This is a genomic window from Microbacterium songi (assembly GCF_042747925.1).
In the GTDB taxonomy this organism is placed as follows: domain Bacteria; phylum Actinomycetota; class Actinomycetes; order Actinomycetales; family Microbacteriaceae; genus Microbacterium.
This window is the reverse complement of the sequence record NZ_JBHZIE010000010.1, coordinates 18,758-38,476: the sequence shown is the minus strand read 5'-3', so window position 1 is coordinate 38,476 and position 19,719 is coordinate 18,758. Positions and strand designations below refer to the sequence as shown.

At 68.5% G+C, this 19,719-nt stretch carries 19 protein-coding genes; 12 read left to right on the top strand and 7 right to left on the bottom strand.

All coding sequences use genetic code 11. The annotated features are described in order from the left end of the window. Positions 1-29: 29 nt before the first annotated feature. Both ACFM35_RS11325 and ACFM35_RS11320 read right to left on the bottom strand, forming a co-directional pair. The gene (locus tag ACFM35_RS11325; RefSeq protein ID WP_378842055.1) at positions 30-1,112 is read right to left on the bottom strand and encodes a 1-acyl-sn-glycerol-3-phosphate acyltransferase; all 1,083 of its coding nucleotides are present in this window, start codon (positions 1,110-1,112) and stop codon (positions 30-32) included. Further along, on the bottom strand, positions 1,109-1,957 hold the full coding sequence (locus ACFM35_RS11320; RefSeq protein ID WP_378842053.1) for a patatin-like phospholipase family protein: 849 nt from the start codon (positions 1,955-1,957) through the stop codon (positions 1,109-1,111). Before ACFM35_RS11320 ends, ACFM35_RS11325 begins: the two co-directional genes overlap by 4 nt. A 122-nt stretch (positions 1,958-2,079) precedes the next feature. Here ACFM35_RS11320 and ACFM35_RS11315 point away from each other — a divergent pair, with 122 nt between their 5' ends. The 4 genes from ACFM35_RS11315 (at position 2,080) to ACFM35_RS11300 (ending at position 5,363) form a co-directional block, all read left to right on the top strand. Next, a complete protein-coding gene (locus tag ACFM35_RS11315; protein WP_378842051.1) occupies positions 2,080-2,643 on the top strand; it encodes a hypothetical protein in 564 nt (187 codons plus the stop codon). 207 nt (positions 2,644-2,850) lie between these two features. Then, on the top strand, positions 2,851-3,924 hold the full coding sequence (locus tag ACFM35_RS11310) for a TerC family protein (RefSeq protein WP_378843006.1): 1,074 nt from the start codon (positions 2,851-2,853) through the stop codon (positions 3,922-3,924). A 28-nt stretch (positions 3,925-3,952) separates the two neighbouring features. Further along, positions 3,953-5,059 carry a PQQ-dependent sugar dehydrogenase gene (locus ACFM35_RS11305; protein ID WP_378842049.1) on the top strand — a complete coding sequence of 369 codons (1,107 nt, stop codon included), beginning with the start codon at positions 3,953-3,955 and terminating at the stop codon, positions 5,057-5,059. 106 nt (positions 5,060-5,165) lie between these two features. Continuing rightward, a complete protein-coding gene (locus ACFM35_RS11300) occupies positions 5,166-5,363 on the top strand; it encodes a hypothetical protein (protein WP_378842047.1) in 198 nt (65 codons plus the stop codon). 38 nt (positions 5,364-5,401) lie between these two features. Here the strand turns inward: ACFM35_RS11300 and ACFM35_RS11295 are convergent, their stop codons facing one another. Both ACFM35_RS11295 and ACFM35_RS11290 read right to left on the bottom strand, forming a co-directional pair. Then, positions 5,402-6,727: an MFS transporter gene (locus ACFM35_RS11295; RefSeq protein ID WP_378842045.1), complete on the bottom strand. Its 1,326-nt coding sequence runs from the start codon at positions 6,725-6,727 to the stop codon at positions 5,402-5,404. Between the two features lie 77 nt (positions 6,728-6,804). Further along, the gene (locus ACFM35_RS11290) at positions 6,805-7,308 is read right to left on the bottom strand and encodes a hypothetical protein (RefSeq protein WP_378842043.1); all 504 of its coding nucleotides are present in this window, start codon (positions 7,306-7,308) and stop codon (positions 6,805-6,807) included. A 91-nt stretch (positions 7,309-7,399) separates the two neighbouring features. Here ACFM35_RS11290 and ACFM35_RS11285 point away from each other — a divergent pair, with 91 nt between their 5' ends. Continuing rightward, the gene (locus tag ACFM35_RS11285) at positions 7,400-7,843 is read left to right on the top strand and encodes an SRPBCC family protein (protein ID WP_378842041.1); all 444 of its coding nucleotides are present in this window, start codon (positions 7,400-7,402) and stop codon (positions 7,841-7,843) included. Positions 7,844-8,121: 278 nt separating this feature from the next. Continuing rightward, on the top strand, positions 8,122-9,018 hold the full coding sequence (locus ACFM35_RS11280) for a glucose 1-dehydrogenase (protein ID WP_378842039.1): 897 nt from the start codon (positions 8,122-8,124) through the stop codon (positions 9,016-9,018). Positions 9,019-9,276: 258 nt separating this feature from the next. On the opposite strand, the gene ACFM35_RS11275 is transcribed toward ACFM35_RS11280, so the two are convergent. After that, positions 9,277-10,110, bottom strand: a complete 834-nt coding sequence (locus tag ACFM35_RS11275) for an aldo/keto reductase (RefSeq protein ID WP_378842037.1) — start codon at positions 10,108-10,110, stop codon at positions 9,277-9,279. A gap of 126 nt (positions 10,111-10,236) precedes the next feature. Between ACFM35_RS11275 and ACFM35_RS11270 the strand changes: the two genes are divergently transcribed. The 3 genes from ACFM35_RS11270 (at position 10,237) to ACFM35_RS11260 (ending at position 12,028) form a co-directional block, all read left to right on the top strand. Further along, positions 10,237-10,788, top strand: coding sequence for an isochorismatase family protein (locus tag ACFM35_RS11270; RefSeq protein ID WP_378842035.1), 552 nt, complete (start codon positions 10,237-10,239; stop codon positions 10,786-10,788). A 42-nt stretch (positions 10,789-10,830) separates the two neighbouring features. Next, positions 10,831-11,049 (top strand): hypothetical protein, encoded by a 219-nt coding sequence (locus tag ACFM35_RS11265; protein WP_378842033.1) that lies wholly within the window; start codon positions 10,831-10,833, stop codon positions 11,047-11,049. Between the two features lie 181 nt (positions 11,050-11,230). Then, entirely contained in the window at positions 11,231-12,028 is a 798-nt protein-coding gene (locus ACFM35_RS11260; RefSeq protein ID WP_378842031.1) for an alpha/beta fold hydrolase, read from the top strand. 178 nt (positions 12,029-12,206) lie between these two features. Here ACFM35_RS11260 and ACFM35_RS11255 read toward each other — a convergent pair whose 3' ends face one another. Continuing rightward, positions 12,207-13,217, bottom strand: coding sequence for a hypothetical protein (locus ACFM35_RS11255; RefSeq protein ID WP_378842029.1), 1,011 nt, complete (start codon positions 13,215-13,217; stop codon positions 12,207-12,209). 132 nt (positions 13,218-13,349) lie between these two features. Here ACFM35_RS11255 and ACFM35_RS11250 point away from each other — a divergent pair, with 132 nt between their 5' ends. After that, a complete protein-coding gene (locus ACFM35_RS11250; protein WP_378842027.1) occupies positions 13,350-16,247 on the top strand; it encodes a PKD domain-containing protein in 2,898 nt (965 codons plus the stop codon). A gap of 18 nt (positions 16,248-16,265) precedes the next feature. Here ACFM35_RS11250 and ACFM35_RS11245 read toward each other — a convergent pair whose 3' ends face one another. Then, complete coding sequence (locus ACFM35_RS11245) at positions 16,266-16,520, bottom strand: glutaredoxin family protein (protein WP_378842025.1); 255 nt, start codon at positions 16,518-16,520, stop codon at positions 16,266-16,268. A 132-nt stretch (positions 16,521-16,652) separates the two neighbouring features. Here ACFM35_RS11245 and ACFM35_RS11240 point away from each other — a divergent pair, with 132 nt between their 5' ends. Then, positions 16,653-17,798, top strand: coding sequence for a glycosyltransferase (locus ACFM35_RS11240; RefSeq protein WP_378842023.1), 1,146 nt, complete (start codon positions 16,653-16,655; stop codon positions 17,796-17,798). Positions 17,799-18,041: 243 nt separating this feature from the next. After that, on the top strand, positions 18,042-19,664 hold the full coding sequence (locus tag ACFM35_RS11235; protein WP_378842021.1) for a metallophosphoesterase: 1,623 nt from the start codon (positions 18,042-18,044) through the stop codon (positions 19,662-19,664). Positions 19,665-19,719 lie beyond the last annotated feature (55 nt).

Here is a 19,719-nt window from a genome sequence, read left to right as displayed (position 1 = left end):
CCTTCCGAAGTGACGAGGGGACGACGAGATCATGGTAGCGAGGAACGCCCTCCCACCCAGGCGTCGATGCGGGCGAACCATTCGAACAGCCAGATCACCTGGTCCTCGCGGTCGGTGGGCACCTCTGCGCGCGGCACCCGCCAGGCGTGGAGCACGATCCGCTTCTCGGTCGGTAGCGCCCGCCACAGGTCGCCGGCCGTGGCGAGTTCGTCGAGCCCGGAATGGGCGATGAACACGACGTCCGCATCGGGGGCCGAATCGAGAGCGGCATAAAGTCCGCCGGGCTGCGGAGCGAGCACATGCTGCAGCGCCTCCGCGCGGGCGGCGAGAGGCTCGTTGCCGCCCTGACGCAGCCGGTCGATGCGGCTGGTGCGGCGGGCCTCGGTGTAGTTGCCGCCCTCGGGGAAGATGACGAAGGCGTCGGCCGGCCCGAGTCCCTTGGCGAGGTCGGAGATCATCTCGGTCGCGGGGTGTGCAGATCCGGTCCGGGGGGCCGCGCCGGGCGGGGCGGCGAAGCCGGTCGGTGTGATGAAACGGGTGGGCAGCCGGTTCAGGAGGACGTCGATGGCGGGGTCCCACTGCATCGTGTCCTTCACCACCACCCGCGGCATCCGCTTCACGTGGTTCAGCAGCGCGTGCATAAGGATGAACGAATCCCCGGGGCCGGCGTGTCTGCTCGCCACGACCAGCGGCTGCCCCGGCCGGAACATCCGCTCGAACGACGCAGGGGCGGTGCCAGCTCCGGTCTCCTCGGCGGCCTCCGTCGCGATGCGCACCTTGAGCACCCCGCGACTCACCCAGAACAGCGCTCGCAGCGCGAAGGCTGCCACGGCGTAGTGGGCCCGCACGAAGGCCGGGGAGCGCACCTTCCAGCCGAATCCCGAACCGATCCACAGCGCGAACAGGACGATGAGCAGCAGGGCGTCCCACAGCACGTAGACGAGAAGCATCAGCACAGCACGTGGCCAGCGGAATCGACGCGGGATGGCCGACGCGATGATGACGAAGGCGATCAGGATCAGCGGCGTGAATCCGATCAGGAGCGGTCCGCCGACGGCGACCAGCGGAGCCAGGAGCACGCGCCGCACCCACACCGGAGGCAGACGGGTCATGCGCGAACGTCCCTGGTCTGCGAGAGGCCGTCGAGATAGTCGACGGATGCCTGGTAGGCGAGGTCGATGCGGGTGCGCACGGTGTCGGCGCGGCGGTACGACAACAGGGACGCGTCACCCTCGAGCGCACCTCCGCTGGGCAGCACGTGCAGGCTCACACCGGCGGGAATGCTCGCCACATCATGGGCGAACCGATGTCGGCGAGCCACCTCGAACGCCACCTGGGCCGTCTGGATCGCCGTACGCGGAGGGGCGAGCGGTTGTTCGACACGACCGACCTGCAGCACGTAGACGACGGTCGCACCTGCCGCGAGAGCCGGGCTGATGGGGATCGAATTGACGATGCCGCCGTCGATGAACGTCTCGTCGCCGATCCTGGTCGGCGGCAGGAGGCCCGGCACCGAGGAGGACGCGAGAACCGCAGGCACCAGCAGTCCGGAATCGAAGATGCGCTCGGCGGCCTGCTCGATGCTCGCGGCGACGACGAGCAGCGGGACGGCCAGATCCTCGAACCGTGTGTCGGCGCCGAGGATCTGCTCGAACAGTCGCCGGAGCGGGGCGGGGGAGTTCAGGTGCGTGCGGGTGCGGATCAGCCGTGAGAACTGCGTGACGAACGAATCCCCGTAGACGGAGGCGGCTTCGGGCGAGATCCAGGCCGTTAGGAGATCATCCAGAGCGTCCACCGTCGGTGTCTGCGCGACGATGGCGCCGTTGATGGCACCGATCGAGGTCCCGACGATCAGGTCCGGGGTGATCCCCCGCTCCAGGAGCGCCCGCAGCATGCCGATCTGCACGGCGCCGCGCAGGCCGCCGCCGCCGAGCACGAACGCCACTCGATCAGCCACAGGGCTCCTTCGCACGACACATCCTTTCGCCACGCTAGTGGACGCCGGGGAAAGGGGCTTCGGCCGAAGGCGACTCGTCTGCGCGCTACCGCCGAGCGTGCGAGCGCCGTTAGCGTGCAAGGGTGAGCGACTTCAGAGATGCGACATCAGATGACGAGCGCCGACGCCGCGAGGTGCCCATCGGAGTGATCATGGTCGGCATGGTCGTGGTCGCGTGGTGGCCGGCCTTCACGCTCGGAGCGTGGGGGGAGATCTTCTTCGACGACATCCTGGCGCTCTGGGCGGCGTCGACCGCGGCGCTGGTCTACGTGCTGGTCGAGCGTCGCCCCGTGGGCGCGCGTCTTGCGCGTGCGCTCGTGCTGCTCCTGCCCTCGGTGTGGCTGCTGCTCAACTTCGTCGCCGACGACGACACGACCGACCTCCGAATAGCCCTGCTCGATCTGGCCGCGCTGCTGGCCGTACTGGTCGGCATCCCCTTCACGCTCTGGGTGCTGGTGCGGATCATGTGGCCGGACTTCGCCGACAAAACGCTTCCGCGCACCAAGTGGCTCATCATCTTCGTCGTTCTCGGCGTGGTGATCGGGTCGTACGCGCTGGGCGTGAACCAGGAGCATTTCCTCACCTGCGGCGACTTCGTCATCAGCGGCAACTCCGAGCCCCCCGGATGCACACCCGGGGACTCGTGAGCCACGGGGCGCCGGACGCACCCGATGGGGCGATCTCTCAGGTTGCACGCATTCGAATGAATAAGATCGGAACCCACCAAGGGGAGTACTCCGGTACGGCCGGCTCGTCATCACGGATGCATCGCATCCCGGGCCACCGGTTCCAGCGCAGCTGGAATGGAGAAGACCTTGACGTCGATGTTCATCACGCCACCCTTGGAGTCTCCGTTGCAGGTCACGCCCCTCATCTGGATCATCACGATCGCCATCACGATCCTGTTCTTCGTGTACGAGTTCTTCGCCCACGTCCGCAAACCGCACGAGCCGACCGTCGGCGAGTCCGCCCGCTGGTCGGCCTTCTACATCGGTCTGGCGCTGCTCTTCGGCGTCGGTATCGGCATGGTGTCGGGGTGGACCTTCGGCGGTGAGTACTTCGCCGGCTACCTGACGGAGAAGGCGCTGTCGATCGACAACCTCTTCGTGTTCCTGCTCCTGATGACCGGCTTCGCGGTCCCGAAGATCTACCAGCAGAAGGTGCTGATGATCGGCATCGTGATCGCGCTGATCCTGCGTGGCGCGTTCATCGCGATCGGCGCCGGGCTGATCGAGAACTTCTCGTGGGTGTTCTACATCTTCGGCGCGCTCCTGCTGTTCCTGGCATACCGCCAGGCATTCGCTCACGGCGACTCGAACCCCGCCGACGGGAAGTTCATGCGCTTCGTGCGTCGGCACCTTCCCGTGAGCGACGAGTACAACGGCGACAAGCTCACCGTGAAGAAGAGCGGCAAGCGCTTCGTCACGCCGATGTTCCTCGTGATCGTCGCGATCGGCTTCATCGACCTCATCTTCGCGGTCGACTCGATCCCCGCGATCTACGGCCTCACCAACGAGGCGTACATCGTGTTCACCGCGAACGCCTTCGCCCTCATGGGTCTTCGTCAGCTGTACTTCCTCATCGGCGGACTGCTGGAGCGTCTGGTCTACCTCGCGCAGGGCCTGGCCGTCATCCTCGCCTTCATCGGCGTCAAGCTCGTTCTGCACGCCATGCACGTCAACGAGCTCCCGTTCATCAACGGCGGCGAGCCCATGCTGTGGGCACCCGAGATCCCGATCTGGTTCTCACTCCTGTTCATCGGGACGACGATCGCGGTCGCGACGGTCGCGAGCCTGCTCAAGACCCGCGGAGACCGTGGCGTGACGTCCGTCGGCGCGCCCGCCGAGGAGGCCGGCCCGGATGCCGACGAGACCGGCGTGACGACCGCTCCGCGCGCCGAGGCCGAAGCGCAGAAGGAGATCTCTTGACCGCCGTCGGGCGCCGGGAGGTGCGGCTGTGAAGAGTCGCCGCGGGCCGGTGGCGTTCACGTCCGCGCTCGGCGTCATCGCGGTCCTCGCCGGGTGCGCCCCCACCGCGGGGGTGACGCCGGATGCCTCGCCCGCGACGTCGTCCGCAGCATCCGATGTTCCTGCGCAGGACCTGCGCGACGTCACCACCGGCCTCGCACTGCCCTGGTCGATCGCGTTCGTGGGAGAGACGGCGCTCGTCAGTGAACGAGACACCGGGCGGATCCTCGAACTCGACGCCGCCGGCAGCGCGCGCGAGGTGGGCGTCGTCCGAGGCGTGACGCCGGCCGGCGAGGGCGGTCTGCTCGGCCTCGCGGTCGACGACCAGGATCGGTTGTACGCCTATTCGACCGGCGCGGACGGCAACCGCATCCAGCGGATCGATCTCACCGGCGCCGCCGGCTCCTACGGGCTGGGCGAGGTCGCGACGCTCATCGACGGCCTTCCGAAGGCCAGCTTCCACAACGGCGGCAGGCTCGCGTTCGGTCCTGACGGAATGCTCTACGCCGGGGTGGGTGACGCCGGTGACCGGTCGTCGTCGCAGGATCTGGACGCGCTGAGCGGCAAGATCCTGCGGCTCACACCTGACGGCGGGATCCCGGCCGACAATCCGTTCCCCGGATCGGCGGTCTACAGCTACGGCCACCGCAACGTGCAGGGCCTGGCATGGGCGGCGGACGGCACCATGTTCGCGAGCGAATTCGGGCAGGACACGTGGGACGAGCTCAACGTCATCGAACCCGGCGCCAACTACGGATGGCCGACGGTCGAGGGGAAGGCTCAGCGTGACGGCTTCACCGACCCGGTTCAGCAGTGGTCGCCCGGCGAGGCGAGCCCCAGCGGCATCGCGGTCGTCGACGAGACGGTCTACATCGCGAACCTCCGTGGCGAACGTCTGCGGGCGGTGCCGGTGGCCGACACCTCGACCTACACCGACTACCTCACCGGAGACTTCGGCAGGCTGCGCACGGTGATCGCCTCGCCCGACGGCGGCCTCTGGGTGCTGACCAACAACACGAACGGCCGCGCCGACCCCCGGCCCGGAGACGACCGCATCGTCCGGATCGAGGTTCCCCAGGAGCAGAGCGGCCCGTGACGACCCCGCCGAGTACGCCGGATCGCCACGGGGGTCAAGCCCTTGGCGGCACCCCGGATGGTGGACGACGCTGGGGGGACACCGACGAGCAGACGGAGGATTCAGCATGAGCGATGCACAGGACAAGGGCCGCGAGCAGGACGAGCGGATGCCCGACGACGACGACCTGGTCGCCCCCAGCACGGAGGCCGACCCGGGCGAGGAGCCGAAGGCGAAGAAGCCGGATGACCCCAAGCCCGACCATGAAGCGGTCGGTATCGGTGTCGTCGGCGGACCGCAGATCGACCCCGACCAGGGAGCCTAGGTCCCGACCGGTCGGCGACGGGAGCGGATGCCGCGTCCTCAGCCCCGCTGTGGTCGCTTCGGCTGGTCGAGGCCGATGTGGATGCGGATGCGCTTGCGTTCATAGGCGATGAAGAACGCACCCACGAGCCAGAGCGGCACCTGGGTGAGGAATGCGAGGCGGAATGCCTCGAGCGTGAAGGTGGCAGGCGTGCCCGCGCCCTGGAGGTCGAGGGCCAGACCGATCAGGAAGATCGCGAGCAGGCCGGCCAGGAAGCCGCCGGAGTTCGTGATTCCCGTCGCGGTGCTGAGCCGATGACGGGGGTTGTGCGTGCGGGCATGGTCGAACGCGATCATCGACGCCGGTCCGCCGGTCGCCAGGGCGATCACGAGCAGGAGCAGCAGCCAGAGCGGCGCGGGCTGAGGCCAGACGATCACGACGAGCCACGCCACCATCTGCACGGCGATCGTCGGCAGCACGAGCGCCCGCGATCGCAGGTGCGGCAGGCGGCTCGACAGGGCGCCCATGAACGGGCCGATCAGGATGCCGGCGAGGACGAGCACCGTCGTGATGCCGGCGGCTTCGGCGCGGGTGCGGCCCTCCCCGGCGGTGAGGAACGGGATTCCCCACAGCATGATGAACGCCGTTCCCGCGAAGGGGGTGGTGAAGTGCGACCAGAAGGCGAGCCGGGTGCCGGGATGCGACCACGCCGCGCGGATGCCGACACGGTTGTCGATCGCCGACGTGACCACCGTGATCGCCCCCGTGTCGGTGTTGACCGACACGTCGGCGGCGCGGTCGGGCGGATGGTTGCGGATCACCGCGAACACCAGCACCGCGAACAGCACCCCGAGTCCCGCGATGCTGCCGAAGGTGATCGACCAGGTCGTCGCCTTCAACAGGGCCGCCAGCGGGATGATCGCGATGATCTGTCCGAACTGCCCGAAGATCCCGGTCAGCTGCACCATCACCGGTGCGCGCTGGGCGGGGAACCAGGTCGCGATCAGGCGCAGGACGCTCGGGAAGACCGCTGCGTCGCCGGCGCCGATGAGCATGCGGGCCGCGATCGCGATCCCCACCGTCGGCGAGAACGCCATCACCAGCTGCCCCACGGCCATCAGCACCATGCCGATCGTGATGATCGGGCGTGCCCCGTAGCGGTCGAGCAGCACGCCGACGGGGATCTGCATGAACCCGTAGACGCCGAGCTGCAGCACCGCAAACATCGACAGGGTCGAGGCATCCGCATCGAATCGGTCGGCGGTGTCGACGCCCACCGCAGCGAGCGACGTGCGATTCGTGATCGCGAGGATGTAGGCCGCGGCGCCGACGCCCCAGATCACCCAGGCGCGCCACGACGGTGCGGGCGGTGCGGGAGTGGTCACGGGTGTCCGACGTCGAGGGATGCTGGTCCCTTCAGACTATCCGCGGGTCGTGGGTTGCCCGGCGAGGCGTCGGACCGTCAGTGCAGCTCGAACTTGAAGATGATCAAGGCCGTCCCGAGGGCGACGGTGACCGCGGCCACGGCGACGCCCTCCCACATGCGCGCGCCGCGGAGGACCGCGCCGGTCGTCGCGACGGCGGCGAGCGTCGCCAGTCCGGCGCCCGCACCGATCGACACCGCGACCTCCTGTCCGACGCCCATCAGCAGGAGGAGCAGCACCACGATCAGCGGTCCGAACGTGGCGGAGATCATCGGGGCGCTCACCCGGAGGTGGTGGCGGGCGACCTTCAGCGGGCTGTCGCCGCTGCTGTCGCCGACCGTGTAGGCGAAGACGTGGGTGGCGTAGTAGATCGCATTCGTCAGGATGACGACGGCGATCAGCCACCCGATCTCGGCCTCGCCCAGCCCGATGAGGGTGGATGCCGCGACGAGCGAGCCGTAGCATCCGGCGCTCACCCGCTCCGCGGCGACCGGTCCGAGCGGACCCCTCCGGGCGTGTGCTGTCGTCGGCGCGTGGGACATGTGTCCAGTGTGGACGAGATGGGCGCGTGTACCCGAGCCCACGCACGAATCCTGTGTGACGCTTGTGGTGACCGCGCCTGCGAGGAGTCCCATGATCACCGTCACCGAGTCCGTGTCGATCGCCCACCCGATCGAGGACGTCTTCGCGTTCATCGCCGAGTCGGGCAACCGCGGGCGGTGGGACACGACGGTCGTCTCGGAGGAGCTCACGAGCGAGCCGCCCGTCCGGGTCGGCAGCACCATCCATTCGCGGCTGCACGTCATCGGCCGGGACATCGACTTCGACTGGCGGGTGACGGCGTTCGATCCGCCCCGTCGCATGGTGGTCTCCAGCACCGACGGGCCGCTGGAGACGACGTCGATCTTCGCGCTCACCGCGGCCGGCGACCGAACCGAGCTCCGCGCGACCATCGAGGCGACCCCCGCGGGCATGATGCGGTTCGTCGAGCCCATGATCACCGAGGGACTGCGCTCGAACCTCTCCGCGGGTCTCGGGCGTATCCGCGCGATCCTCGAGGCCCACTCCGCGACCTGATCGCGGGTGCCGCGCTCTCGGTGGCGCGCAACCTCTGCGGAGCTCGAGACCCTCGACCGGCGTCGAGACCCTGGCGGACGACGTGGGTTGCAGCGCGCCGCAGCGGTCTCGCAGTCGGCGGGCGGCACACGCGTCGCAGACAACCCGCGCCAGCGCAACCCCCTCGTCTCCAGGGGGCACGCCCGTAGCGTGAAGAGCACGAGCGAGCCGATCGCCGCACCGGACCTGCCACCGGCGTCGACGCGGCCCTCGCTCCCCGAAACGAGAAGGAGACCCCTATGTCGAAAGACCAGTACACGCTCGCCGACCCGACCAAGCTCTACAGCGACATCGAGCCCGAGAAGCAGGACCAGCCCGAGCCCGGCCTCGACGCGAAGCTCGACCCGAAGGCCGACCTCGGCGAGGAGACCTACCGCGGCACCGGCCGTCTGAGCGGCCGCAAGGCGCTCATCACGGGCGCCGACTCGGGCATCGGAGCGGCCACCGCGATCGCGTTCGCGCGCGAAGGAGCAGACGTCGTCCTGTCCTACCTCCCCGAGGAAGAGGTCGATGCGAAGCGCATCGTCGGGTTCATCGAGGAAGCCGGTCGCACGGCCGTGGCCTTCCCGGGCGACCTCCGCGACAAGGACTACTGCCAGGCGCTCGTCGCCAAGGCCGTCGACGAGCTCGGCAGCATCGACATCCTCGTCAACAACGGCGGCAAGCAGATCTTCAACGAAGACCTGACCACCCTTACGGACGAGCAGTTCGACGACACGTTCAAGACCAACGTGTACGCGATGTTCTGGATCACGAAGGCCGCGCTGCCCCACCTGAAGCCGGGTTCGACGATCATCAACACGACGTCGGTGCAGGCGTACTCGCCGTCCGAGAACCTCGTCGACTACGCGTCCACGAAGGCGACGATCAACACGTTCACAAAGGCGCTCGCGCAGCAGCTCGCGCCGAAGGGCATCCGAGTGAACGCGGTCGCCCCCGGACCGATCTGGACGCCGCTCCAGGTCTCCGACGGCCAGCCGAAGGACAAGCTGGCCGAGTTCGGCGAGGAGACGCCCCTCGGTCGCATGGGCCAGCCCGCCGAACTCGCCCCGGCCTTCGTCTTCCTGGCCTCTCCCGAGTCCAGCTATATCGCCGGCGAGACCCTCAACGTCAACGGCGGGATGCCCACGCCGTAGGGCGTCCGGCCCGCGCCCGACGGGCGCGGGCCGCTTCGGCGTCCCCAGCTTCTGCAGAGCGGGCGATCCCTGCGGGGTCGGTCGCAGGAATCCGGGCCGCGACCGCGGTGCGCGTCGTTGTCTGCAGAACTTCGGGACAACGGGCGCCACACACCGCGCCCCATCAGGGTGCTGACGAAGAACGAGGGACGGATGCCGCGGCATCCGTCCCTCGTTCTTTCGTCATCGCGTTCGGTAACCCGGGGCCGCGCGGAGCGATCAGCGGTTGAACTCGGCCGGGTGGGGGCCGGTGCGGCCGTCGCTCTCGAGCCCATCGACGGCGGCGAGCTCGTCGGCGGTGAGGTCGAAGTCGAACACGTCGAGGTTCTCGGCGATGCGCGCGGGCGTCACCGACTTGGGGATGACGACGCGGCCCTGCTGCAGGTGCCAGCGCAGCACGACCTGCGCGGGCGTCTTGTCGTGGCGCTCCGCGATGTCGACGATGGCCTGCTCGCCGAGCACTCCGCCCTGTGCGAGCGGGCTCCACGCCTCGGTGATGATGCCGTGCTGCGCGTTCGCTGCGACGGCGGCTCGGTTCTGCAGCGCGGGGTGCACCTCGATCTGGTTGACCGCGGGCACGACGGAGCTCTCCGCGATCAAGCGGTCGAGGTGGTCGGGCTCGAAGTTCGAGACACCGATCGAGCGGATGCGGCCTTCGCTGTAGAGCTTCTCGAGCGCACGCCAGGTCTCGACGTAGAGGTCGCGCGCCGGGCTCGGCCAATGAATCAGGTAAAGGTCGAGCTGATCGAGTCCGAGCTTGCCGAGGCTCTCGTCGAAGGCGCGCAGAGTGCTGTCGTAGCCCTGCTCGGAGTTCCACACCTTGGAGGTGACGAAGAGCTCATCGCGGGCGAGGCCCGAGTCGGCGATGGCCTGGCCGACGCCGGCTTCGTTGCGATACACCGCGGCCGTGTCGATGCTGCGGTAGCCGGCCTCGAGGGCGGTGGTGACGGCGGCGGTGGTCTCGTCGTCGGGGATCTGGAAGACGCCGAACCCGAGCTGCGGCATCTCGATGCCGTTGTTCAGGGTGACGTTCGGAACGGAGGGAGTGGTCATGCCTTCAGCGTAGGACGGGGTCGCGCGGAGGGCCTGGGGGTTGACTCGCCACGTCGAGCGGATGCCCGTCGCCGATGTCCGAGGAGCGGAGTACCGTTCCGGGCAACGACAGGATAGGAGCATCCGATGGCCACTCTCGAAGATCGACGCGGAACGGCCCTGCTGGTTGTCGACGTGCAGAAGGACGTGATGGCTGCCGCGTGGGAGCCGCAGCCGGTGATCGACCGCATCGTCGCGCTCGTGGAGCGCGCCCGGGCGGAGGCGGTCCCCGTCGTGTGGGTTCAGCACTCCGATGAGGGCATGCCGATCGACAGCGACGTCTGGCAGCTCGTCGATGACCTGGTGCCCGCGGAAGGGGAGGCGCGTGTGCAGAAGAAGCACGGCGACTCGTTCGAGGGCACCGACCTCCACGAGGTGCTCGCCGGCCTGGGCGTCGACCGGCTGGTGGTGGCGGGCGCCGAGACCGACGCCTGCATCAGGTCGACGATCCACGGCGCGTTCGCGCGCGGCTACGACACGGTCCTGGTCAGCGACGCGCACACGGCCATGGACAAGTCTGAGTGGGGTGCCCCGCCGGCCCCCGCGGTGATCGCGCACACGAATCTCTACTGGGGGTTCCAGTCGGCGCCGGGGAAGACCGCCGAGGTCGCCACCGCCGCCGAGGTCGCGCTGACGTAGACGGTTCCTTCGGCGTTCACTCTCGTGCGGCATAATGCGCGCATGTCCTCCGCCGAGCCGTTCATGCCCGCTCACGAATCGCCGTCGCCGTCGGGTGCCGCAGATCGTGACATCGATCACGACGCCGACGTGATCGTCGACCCGGAAGATGCCGAGTCGACCGACGCGCCGTACGAGTCCGATACGAAGCCCGCGTTCCGCACGCCGCAGCCGGGCGACCGCCTCACCGAGGACGAGCTCGACCGCGATCTCGACGACTGACTCGGTGCGGCGTCGCTGACCCGGCGCTGCGTCGCTGACCCGGCGCTGCGTCGGCTGACTCCGCGCCTCGGCGATCGGCCGTGACCTCGAGGACTGACTCCGCGCCCCGGCGACTGACCCGGCGCCCCGACGACGGAAGCGCGCCTCGGCATCGGATCGCGCTCCGCCCATAATGGAGCGCATGGATGTCACGCCCTCGGTGCGCACCGAGATGCCCGCCCCGCAGTTCGTGATGTCGCCCGAGGGGCACCGGCTCGCGACGTACTCGTGGGGGGACCCCGATGCCGAGACCGTGCTGTGCGTGCACGGCTTCGCGTCGAGCTGCCGGGACAACTGGGTGGACACGGGCTGGGTCCGCGACCTGCTCCGGGCGGGCTTCCGTGTGGTCGGCGTCGACCAGCTGGGTCACGGCGCGAGCGACAAGCCCCACGACGCCGTCGCCTACTCGATGAAGGCTCTGGTCGAGAACCTCCTCATCGTGCTGGACACCTATCTGCTCGATGACGTGATGCTGGCCGGCTATTCGCTCGGCGCCCGGGTCGGCTGGCAGTTCCTCGTCGACTTCCCCGAGCATGTCTCGCGGGCGGTGCTCGGTGGCATCCCCGATGGTCGACCCCTCGCCCGGCTGCAGATCGACCAGGCGCGGGATTACGCCGAGCGCGGCATCCCGGTGGAAGACAAGGTGACCCGCAACTACGTGACCCTCGCGGAGCGCGTGCCCGGCAACGATCTGCGGGCGATCATCGCGCTCGCCGAGGGCATGCGGATAGGGGATGCCGACCCCGACCCCCAGCATCCGCCCCAGCAGCCTGTGCTGTTCGCGACCGGCGCCGACGACGCGATCCTCGAGGCCTCGCGTCAGCTGGCCGCCGCTGTTCCGAAGGGCCGGTTCGAGGAGATCCCCGGAAGGCATCACTTCAACACTCCGGGCTCGCGCGTGTTCCGCGAGAGCGCGGTGGCCTTCTTCGACGAGGCCTGAGGTCTGCTCCGCCCGGAACTCCGCAGATTCGCGCGTACTTCGCAGTCAGGTCTCCGAACGCTGCGTTTGTCGCGCGATCTTGCGGAGTTGGAGACGGATGCCTCGCCCGTCAGCCGCGGTCTGACTGTCACCCCCGCCCCCGGCGCCCTCGCCCGCCCCGGGCGCCGGCCCCCGCACCTCACCCGTCGTCGTGGACGAGCTCCTCGGCGGTGACGACGGTCGCCCCGGCCAGCCATCTCGCGAGGTCGTCGACCGCGGACGGCGGATCGCCCGCGATGAACGTGCCGACCGCCCCGGCGTCGACGCCGGGGTCCGCCCCGGGCCAGGGGTCCGTGAGCGCTGCCACCAGCGCGCCGCCGCGCACTCCCGCCGAGTGGAGGCCGGCCAACTCATCGGCGTTCACGCCCACCGGGAGGTCGCCGTTGCCGAGGTCGGTGCCGTAGAGCACGCGCCCGCCCGCGGCGGCGAAGCGGCGGAGGTTGTCCAGGGCCGCATCATGAGCTCTTCCGCGGTGGATCGCCAGCGTCGAGATCCACGCCTGCGAGCGGGCTGCGCGCTCGATCACCGCATCCGGCAGCTCGGTCGTGAAAGGCGTGTGCGCGAGTGCGGCGACCCCGGCGTCAAGTGAGGCTTCGACCATGCCCGCACCCTGCGCGTGCGCGACGACCGGCAGCCCCCGCGCCACGGCGGCGGCGACGATCGCACCCAGCACGTCGGCGTCGAAGACCGGCCCGGCGTCCGCGTTCAGCGCCACTTTGATGACGGATGCTCCACACTCCGCCTGCTCGTCGACCGCTGTGGCCGCACCCGCGTGATCGCCCGGAGCTCGTGACGCGCTCCGCACCTCGCGGGTGATCGTCGCGGGCGCCCATGAGCGGCCCACCGGGTAGCCACCCGGCGCCGTGAGGAAGGCGCCGGCATACCTGACATGAGGGAGGCCCGCGGCCGGCCGACGCGCGAACGACTCGGGATCGCCCCCGAGATCGACCACGCCGGCGATCCCGTGCGCGGCAAGGGCGCGCTCATCGATCAGGTGGAGGTGCACATGGTGATCCGTGAACGGCGGCAGGGCGACCCCGGTCTCGCCGGTCAGCGCGCGACGGCACAGCCTCGCGTCCGGTTCGAGCATCGCCGCGAGGTGGACGAGCTCGGGCCGCGGCATCCGCTCGAGTGCTCGTCCTGACTCCACCCGTTCACCCTAGGGCTGCACGCGAGCCGTTGACCGGCACGACGGCGGCGACCCCTCTTGTCGAGCCGGGGTTCCGGTGGAATACTCCGCCCTATAACGCACCAACTGGGAGGTGCCATGCGTCGGTCGACGATGACTGCTCGCCGAGGCCGTCGAACGATGCTCGTCGCGGCGGTCGCAGCGATGGCCATGATCGTGCCGCTGGCCGGCGCTGTTCCGGCGAATGCGGCGCCACCAGATCCTGCGACGTTGCTCAGCCCGGTGGATGGGACCGTCTCACCGGATGCGGATCCGAGGCTGAGCGTACGGGTCAGCGACCCCGACGGAGACCCGCTCGCCGTGACCTTCGAGGGCCGGGTCAAGGGCGCGACCGTAGCCGGCCCGGCGGCAGCAGAACCATTCACGATCGTCGCACTGCCGGACATCCAGAACTACACGTCGGCAGCGCGGGCGCCGATCATCGCGCAGCAGGCCCAGTGGGTGGTCGACAACCGGGCCGCCATGAACACGCAGTTCGTGGTGCAGCTCGGCGACCTCGTGAGCGACTGGGCGTTCGCGGGGCACTGGCCCTATGCATCTGCCGGCCTCAAGGTGCTGGACGACAATCACGTGCCCAACGCCGTGGTGCCCGGAAATCACGATTTCGACAACGCCACGGGTGCGCACGTTGCATACGACACGTGGTTCCCGCCGAGTCGCTACGCCGACGCGACGTGGACGCCGTCTTCCGCGCGATACGGCGGCTACATGGGTCAGAACCAGTTCGGGCAGGATGCTGCCGACCGTCAGAATATGAACAACTACTCCCTCTTCACGGCGGGCGGTCAGGACTGGCTGGTGCTCGGGCTCGAGTGGGAGGCGTCGGCTGACGTGCTGGCGTGGGCCGACCGTGTTCTCGCTGCCCACCCCGACAGGCAGGTGGTCATGTTCACGCATGCCTTCGTGAATCTGTCCGGATCCCGCCGGACCGTCGCCCAGCGCCCAGGCGGGACCCCGCCCGAGACGACCTGGCAGAGCTTCGTGCGCACACACTGCCAGATCCGGCTGGTCCTGAACGGACACGAGCACAACGGCGATCTCGGCGAATCACGCCGGGTCGACGACAACGCGTGCGGCAAGCCCGTGCAACAGATCATGTCGGACTATCAAGCCCGTGCGAACGGGGGAAACGGATGGCTGCGGTCCTACCGAATCGATCCCGCGGCGGGCACGCTGACGGCATCGACCTACTCCCCTTATCTCGGCCGGTTCGAGACCGATGCGGACTCGGCCTTCACCGTGCCGTTTGCGATCGGGGCACCACAACCGGCGCCGTTCCAGCCGATCGCCACGGTCACCGCGGCATCCGGCTCCGTCGCATCCGCAACGTGGGCTGGGCTCGACCGGGACAAGGACTACGAGTGGCGCGCCGTCGTCCGCGATGGGACGACCTCGATCACCTCGGCGACCTGGACGACACGCACGCCGACGAACGACGAGTTGCTGCGAGACGACTTCACCCGGTTGACGAGCGCCGGTTGGGGGAGTGCGACCTCCGGCCAGTCCTGGGGCGCGTCGGCCCCGGTCACGTCGTTCTCGGTCGACGGAAGCGCGGGAAAGGTATCGGTCGCGCCCGGCGCCCGTCGCAACGTCGTTCCGAACGCCGTGGTCGCCGGTGATGCCGGCCTCACCGCGTCGTTCGCAGTCACGCCTGCGGTCACGGGCTCGGGCACGTATGCCTCCGCGTGGATGCGCTCTTCGACGGGCGGCGACTACCGCGCCACGATCACCTTCCGCGCGGCGGGTGCGCCCGATCTCACCCTGAACCGCAAGGTCGGCGCGATCGAGACCGTCATGGCCACGTACCGGATGACGCAGACGCCGAGTGTGGGCGAGTCCGTCATGCTGCGATTCGAAGCAGTCGGGTCATCGCCGACGACGCTGCGCGCGAGGGTCTGGACGGGTTCGGCCGAACCCACCGCCTGGCAGAGGACGGTCGTGGACTCGACTCCGGCTCTGCAGGTCGCCTCGGGCGGCGTCGGGCTGAGTTTCTACGTCTCGGGCGCCGCCGCGTCCGCATCGACCGTGGCGGTGGATCGCCTCGCCGTCACCCGGATCGGGGGCGTCGTCCTGCCTCCGCCGAACACACCGCCGGTGGCGGTCATCTCGGTGACCTCGCAGGTGGACCGGAGCGTGTCGGTGAGCGGGTCGGGTTCGACGGATGCCGATGGGACGGTCACCGGTTGGGCGTGGGACTTCGGAGATGGCGCGACGGGTGCGGGCACGACCGCATCGCATGTGTATGCCGTCGATGGCACCTACACGATCCGCCTCACCGTGACCGATGACGATGGTGCGACCCACGTGGCGACGACGACGGTGACCGTGGCTGCACCCCCGCCTCCGCCACCGTCCGTGCTCGCGGCGGACACGTTCACCCGCACGACCTCGGCGGGATGGGGCGCAGCCGAGACCGGCGGTGCGTGGACGGCGTCGGGCTCGTCGTCGATGTACCGCGTACAGTCCGGGTCGGGTCTGCAGGTCCTCACGACGCCCGGAGCCACGGCGCAGGCGACCCTGAACGCCGTCGCCGCTCGCGACGCCGAACTCCGCGTCGACGTCGCGTGGAGCCGGAACAGCGGGCCGGGCGCGCTCTACGCGGCATTCTCGCCGCGCGCGACGAGCACGGCTGACGACTACCGCCTGACTCTCTACGCAGGTTCGACGGGTAGGCCACGTCTCGACCTCGTCCGCCGGACCAGCGGAGCCCAGACCACGCTCGCGTCGGTGCTCTCCGCTGTCGTGATCGCGCCGGGTACGTCCTACACCGTGGTCGTCCGCGCTGTGACCGTTGCGGGGACCACGCAGCTCGCGGCGAAGCTGTATCCGGCGGGTGCTGCTGAGCCGGGTTGGCAGGTGACCGCCAGTGACCCCACGGCATCGATGCAGACCAACGGCCGACCTCTTGTATGGAGCTACATGTCCAGCGGAGCGACATCGCCGGTCACGACGTCGTTCGACAACATCAGTCTCACCAGACCCAGCCCATGAGGCCGGCGTATCGCGAGATCAGATGAGCGAGAGTTCGCGCAGCTTCGACTCGACGTCGGCGTTGGTGGGCTCGACGTGGTGGGTGGAGTCGGGATAGACGATCACGGGGATCTGGGTGCGACCCGAGATCTCGCGCGCCACATCGGCGGCGGCGGGCTCGGCTTCGAGGTCGATGTACTCGTAGTCGAGACCGAGTCCGTCGAGCTGCTTCTTGGTGCGACGGCAGTCACTGCACCAGGCGGCGCCGAACAGGGTGATCGTGGAATCAGACATGGTTCAAGGCTACGAGATCCTGACTGAGTGAGGCGTGGGAGCCTGAACAGCAGGTGAATATGGCTGTGGGTACGCTATGGAATCCGTCCACGGTTGGATTCCCGGGTTTCCCGCGTGGGAACATCTTCTGTGATGCAACTCTCGATCGTCGTTCCGACGTACAACGAAGCTCCCAACATCGCGGAGCTCGTCCGTCGTGTCACGCAGGCGGTGCGCGACATCCAGGCTGAGATCATCTTCGTCGATGACAGCACGGATGCCACGCCCCAGACGATCACAGATGTCGCAGAGTCCGCGTCCCTTCCCGTCCGTATGATCCACCGCACGCACGGAGCCGGCGGACTCGGTGGCGCGGTCGTCGAAGGCATCACCGCGGCTCAGAGCGACGTGTGCATCGTGATGGACGGCGACCTGCAGCATCCGCCCGAGGAGATCCCTGCGCTCTACGCGGACTACGTCCGTGGGGGTGTGGACATGGTCGTCGCGTCGCGGTACGTCGGGAACGGACGGGCCACGGGCCTGGCCGACAACACCCGAGTGCTGGTGTCGAAGGCCTCGACCGCGCTGACGAAGTCGATGTTCCCCATTCGTCTGAAGGACGTCACCGACCCGATGACGGGGTTCTTCCTCGTGGATCGTCGGGCGATCGACATCGAGGGCCTCGCCCCGCGCGGCTTCAAGATCCTGCTCGAGATGCTCGCCCGCAAGACGCTGCGCGTGCGCGAAGTGCCGTTCGAGTTCGCGGGCCGTCACGCGGGCGAGTCGAAGGCGTCCTTCCTCGAGGGGCTCAACTTCATCGCGCAGCTGACGGCATTGCGCTTCGGCAAGATGTCGCTTTTCGCCATCATCGGCGGCCTCGGCGCGCTGGCGAACCTGGCGCTGCTGTGGCTCTTCACCCACTTCGGGATGGGCTACATCGCCGGCATGATCATCGCCTCCGAGCTGACGATCATCGGCAACTTCGTGCTCATCGAGCGCTTCGTGTTCCAAGACATGAAGGGCGCGGCATCCGGCGTCTGGTCGCGTTTCGCGAAGTCGTTCACCTTCAACAATGCCGAGTTGCTCGTCCGCATCCCCGTGGTCGCGCTCATGGTGCACTCGTGGCACTTCTCCAGCGTGATCGCGGCGGCCATCACCCTCGTCATCGCCTTCTTCGTGCGCTTCGTGTTCCACGCGCTCGTCGTCTACGCGCCCAAGCGCGCCGGTGCCCGAAAGAGCCCGCTGCGCGAGTTCGTCGAGGATCTCGACACCCAGGCGATCTCGCCGGGCGAGCTGTAGGCCGGCCGCCCCGATCGTCGAGCGGGAGACGAAGCGCCTCCACGGGACCTTCGGCTCTATTGGCGCGTTCTTTGCATGCGTGAGAATGCTCTCACCGGGTACAAGGTCGAAACACACCGCAACTAAGGTTTAGCCTGCGGGAACATCGGCCCACCCGAATCGGCCGGCGTTCACCGTGTTCACGGGTGAACCAACCGCCCGACGCGTGCCTGACGCGTGCTTACCAACCGCGAGAGGGAGACCATGACCATACGTTCAGAGACCCGCAAAGCAATGAAGAGCCGACGCAGGCGGGGGTACCTTTCCGCCCTCCTTGCGACGACGCTCGTGGCCAGTGGGTCGGTGGTCGTCATGAGTGCTTCCGCGCAGGCAGCCACGACCGGCTGCTTCGCCACCGACATCACCGTGGAGCGCTGGCAGGACGATCGCGGCGTGGTCATGTTCGCTTCGACCGCCCAGCAGAAGTCCGCGGCCAAGGCGGCGGGGTTCGCTGCGACGGGTCAGGCCTTCGCAGCATCGAGCAAGCCCGCCAATGGTTTGGTACCGCTGTACGACGCCTACCGGGGGTCTTCGAAGAACCACGCGTGGATGCTGTGGCAGGCAGAATATGACGGAGTGCTGGCCGCCGGCTGGGAAGGCCGTGGAGCGGTCGGCTACGTGTCGCCGAAACCCCTGACAGATTGCACGTCTGCGCTCAAGATGACCCGAGCGGTGAAGGGAGCGTTGCACACCGTGGCGTTCGGCGACACCGAAGAGCGAAGCGATGTGGCGGCCGGCTACCGCCTGGAGTACTCCTGGTACGCACCGTCTGTCGCGGCTGCGGCGCCGCCTGTGACGCCGACGCCGACTGCCACGCCGGCTGTGACGCCCACGCCGACAGCGACGCCGACGCCCACTGCGACGCCGACGCCGACCGCCACGCCTACGCCGACAGCGACGCCGAAGCCCACCGTTCCGAAGCCGGGTGACGGGAACGGCCGATTCACCCTGGCCACGTATCCGGATACGCAGCAGGAGGTGTTCAATTGGTCGGGAAACCGTCTCCTCGACCGGACCAAATGGTTGGTGTCGCAGAAGGATGCTCTCGATCTGCGCTTCGTCGCCCACACGGGCGACGTCGTGAACTGGGACACCCCTGCGCACGAGCAGTTCGTGAAGGCCGAGGCTGGCCTCGACCCGCTGGAAGCGGCGGGGATTCCGTACCAGCTGAGTATCGGTAACCACGATGCGATGGCGACGGGCCCTGGCGGGGGTGCTCGCGACTCGAAGAGGACGCGTGAATACCTGCGCACAACGGCGACATTCAATCAGTTCTGGAAGGCCGCCGATTATGGCGCGGTGGCGGGAGCGTACGAGAACGGCAAGGTCGACAACACCTACTCGGTGTTCTCTGCGGAGGGTGCCACGTGGCTCGTGCTGAACCTCGAAACCTGGCCGCGGGCCGGAGTGGTGGACTGGGCGGAGAAGGTGATCACTTCTCACAGCGGTGACAACGTGATCATCCAGACCCACTCGTACCTGAACTCTGCGGGGGACATCGATGGTGCGGGACAGTCGCTGTTGCGCTGGCACTACGGCGATGCCTCGCCCCAGTATCTGTACGACCGGCTGGTCGCTCCATACGCAAACGTGAAGGTCGTGACGAGCGGCCACGTGGGCAGCGTCGCGTCGAAGGTGGTCACGACCGCCAAGGGCAACAAGGTCGCCTACCTTCTTCAGACGTTGCACTCCAACTTCAACAACCCGGTGAGACTGTCCGAGTTCGATGTCGTGGCGGGGACGATCAGCACCCGCGTCTACGCACCGGAAAACGGGGCGACTCTGGACAAGAAGACACTCACCGGTCTTACGTTCCTTACGGACTGATCTCCGGCACCCAGACAGGGCCGACCTCCATCAGGGGTCGGCCCTGTCGTGTACC

What these genes read in the sequence shown, in the direction of transcription:
- ACFM35_RS11325 (WP_378842055.1), bottom strand. Translation starts at nt 1,112, where the DNA reads ATGACCCGTCTGCCTCCGGTGTGGGTGCGGCGCGTGCTCCTGGCTCCG.
- ACFM35_RS11300 (WP_378842047.1), top strand. Translation starts at nt 5,166, where the DNA reads ATGAGCGATGCACAGGACAAGGGCCGCGAGCAGGACGAGCGGATGCCC.
- ACFM35_RS11290 (WP_378842043.1), bottom strand. Translation starts at nt 7,308, where the DNA reads ATGTCCCACGCGCCGACGACAGCACACGCCCGGAGGGGTCCGCTCGGA.
- ACFM35_RS11285 (WP_378842041.1), top strand. Translation starts at nt 7,400, where the DNA reads ATGATCACCGTCACCGAGTCCGTGTCGATCGCCCACCCGATCGAGGAC.
- ACFM35_RS11280 (WP_378842039.1), top strand. Translation starts at nt 8,122, where the DNA reads ATGTCGAAAGACCAGTACACGCTCGCCGACCCGACCAAGCTCTACAGC.
- ACFM35_RS11275 (WP_378842037.1), bottom strand. Translation starts at nt 10,110, where the DNA reads ATGACCACTCCCTCCGTTCCGAACGTCACCCTGAACAACGGCATCGAG.
- ACFM35_RS11270 (WP_378842035.1), top strand. Translation starts at nt 10,237, where the DNA reads ATGGCCACTCTCGAAGATCGACGCGGAACGGCCCTGCTGGTTGTCGAC.
- ACFM35_RS11265 (WP_378842033.1), top strand. Translation starts at nt 10,831, where the DNA reads ATGTCCTCCGCCGAGCCGTTCATGCCCGCTCACGAATCGCCGTCGCCG.
- ACFM35_RS11260 (WP_378842031.1), top strand. Translation starts at nt 11,231, where the DNA reads ATGGATGTCACGCCCTCGGTGCGCACCGAGATGCCCGCCCCGCAGTTC.
- ACFM35_RS11250 (WP_378842027.1), top strand. Translation starts at nt 13,350, where the DNA reads ATGACTGCTCGCCGAGGCCGTCGAACGATGCTCGTCGCGGCGGTCGCA.
- ACFM35_RS11245 (WP_378842025.1), bottom strand. Translation starts at nt 16,520, where the DNA reads ATGTCTGATTCCACGATCACCCTGTTCGGCGCCGCCTGGTGCAGTGAC.
- ACFM35_RS11240 (WP_378842023.1), top strand. Translation starts at nt 16,653, where the DNA reads ATGCAACTCTCGATCGTCGTTCCGACGTACAACGAAGCTCCCAACATC.
- ACFM35_RS11235 (WP_378842021.1), top strand. Translation starts at nt 18,042, where the DNA reads ATGACCATACGTTCAGAGACCCGCAAAGCAATGAAGAGCCGACGCAGG.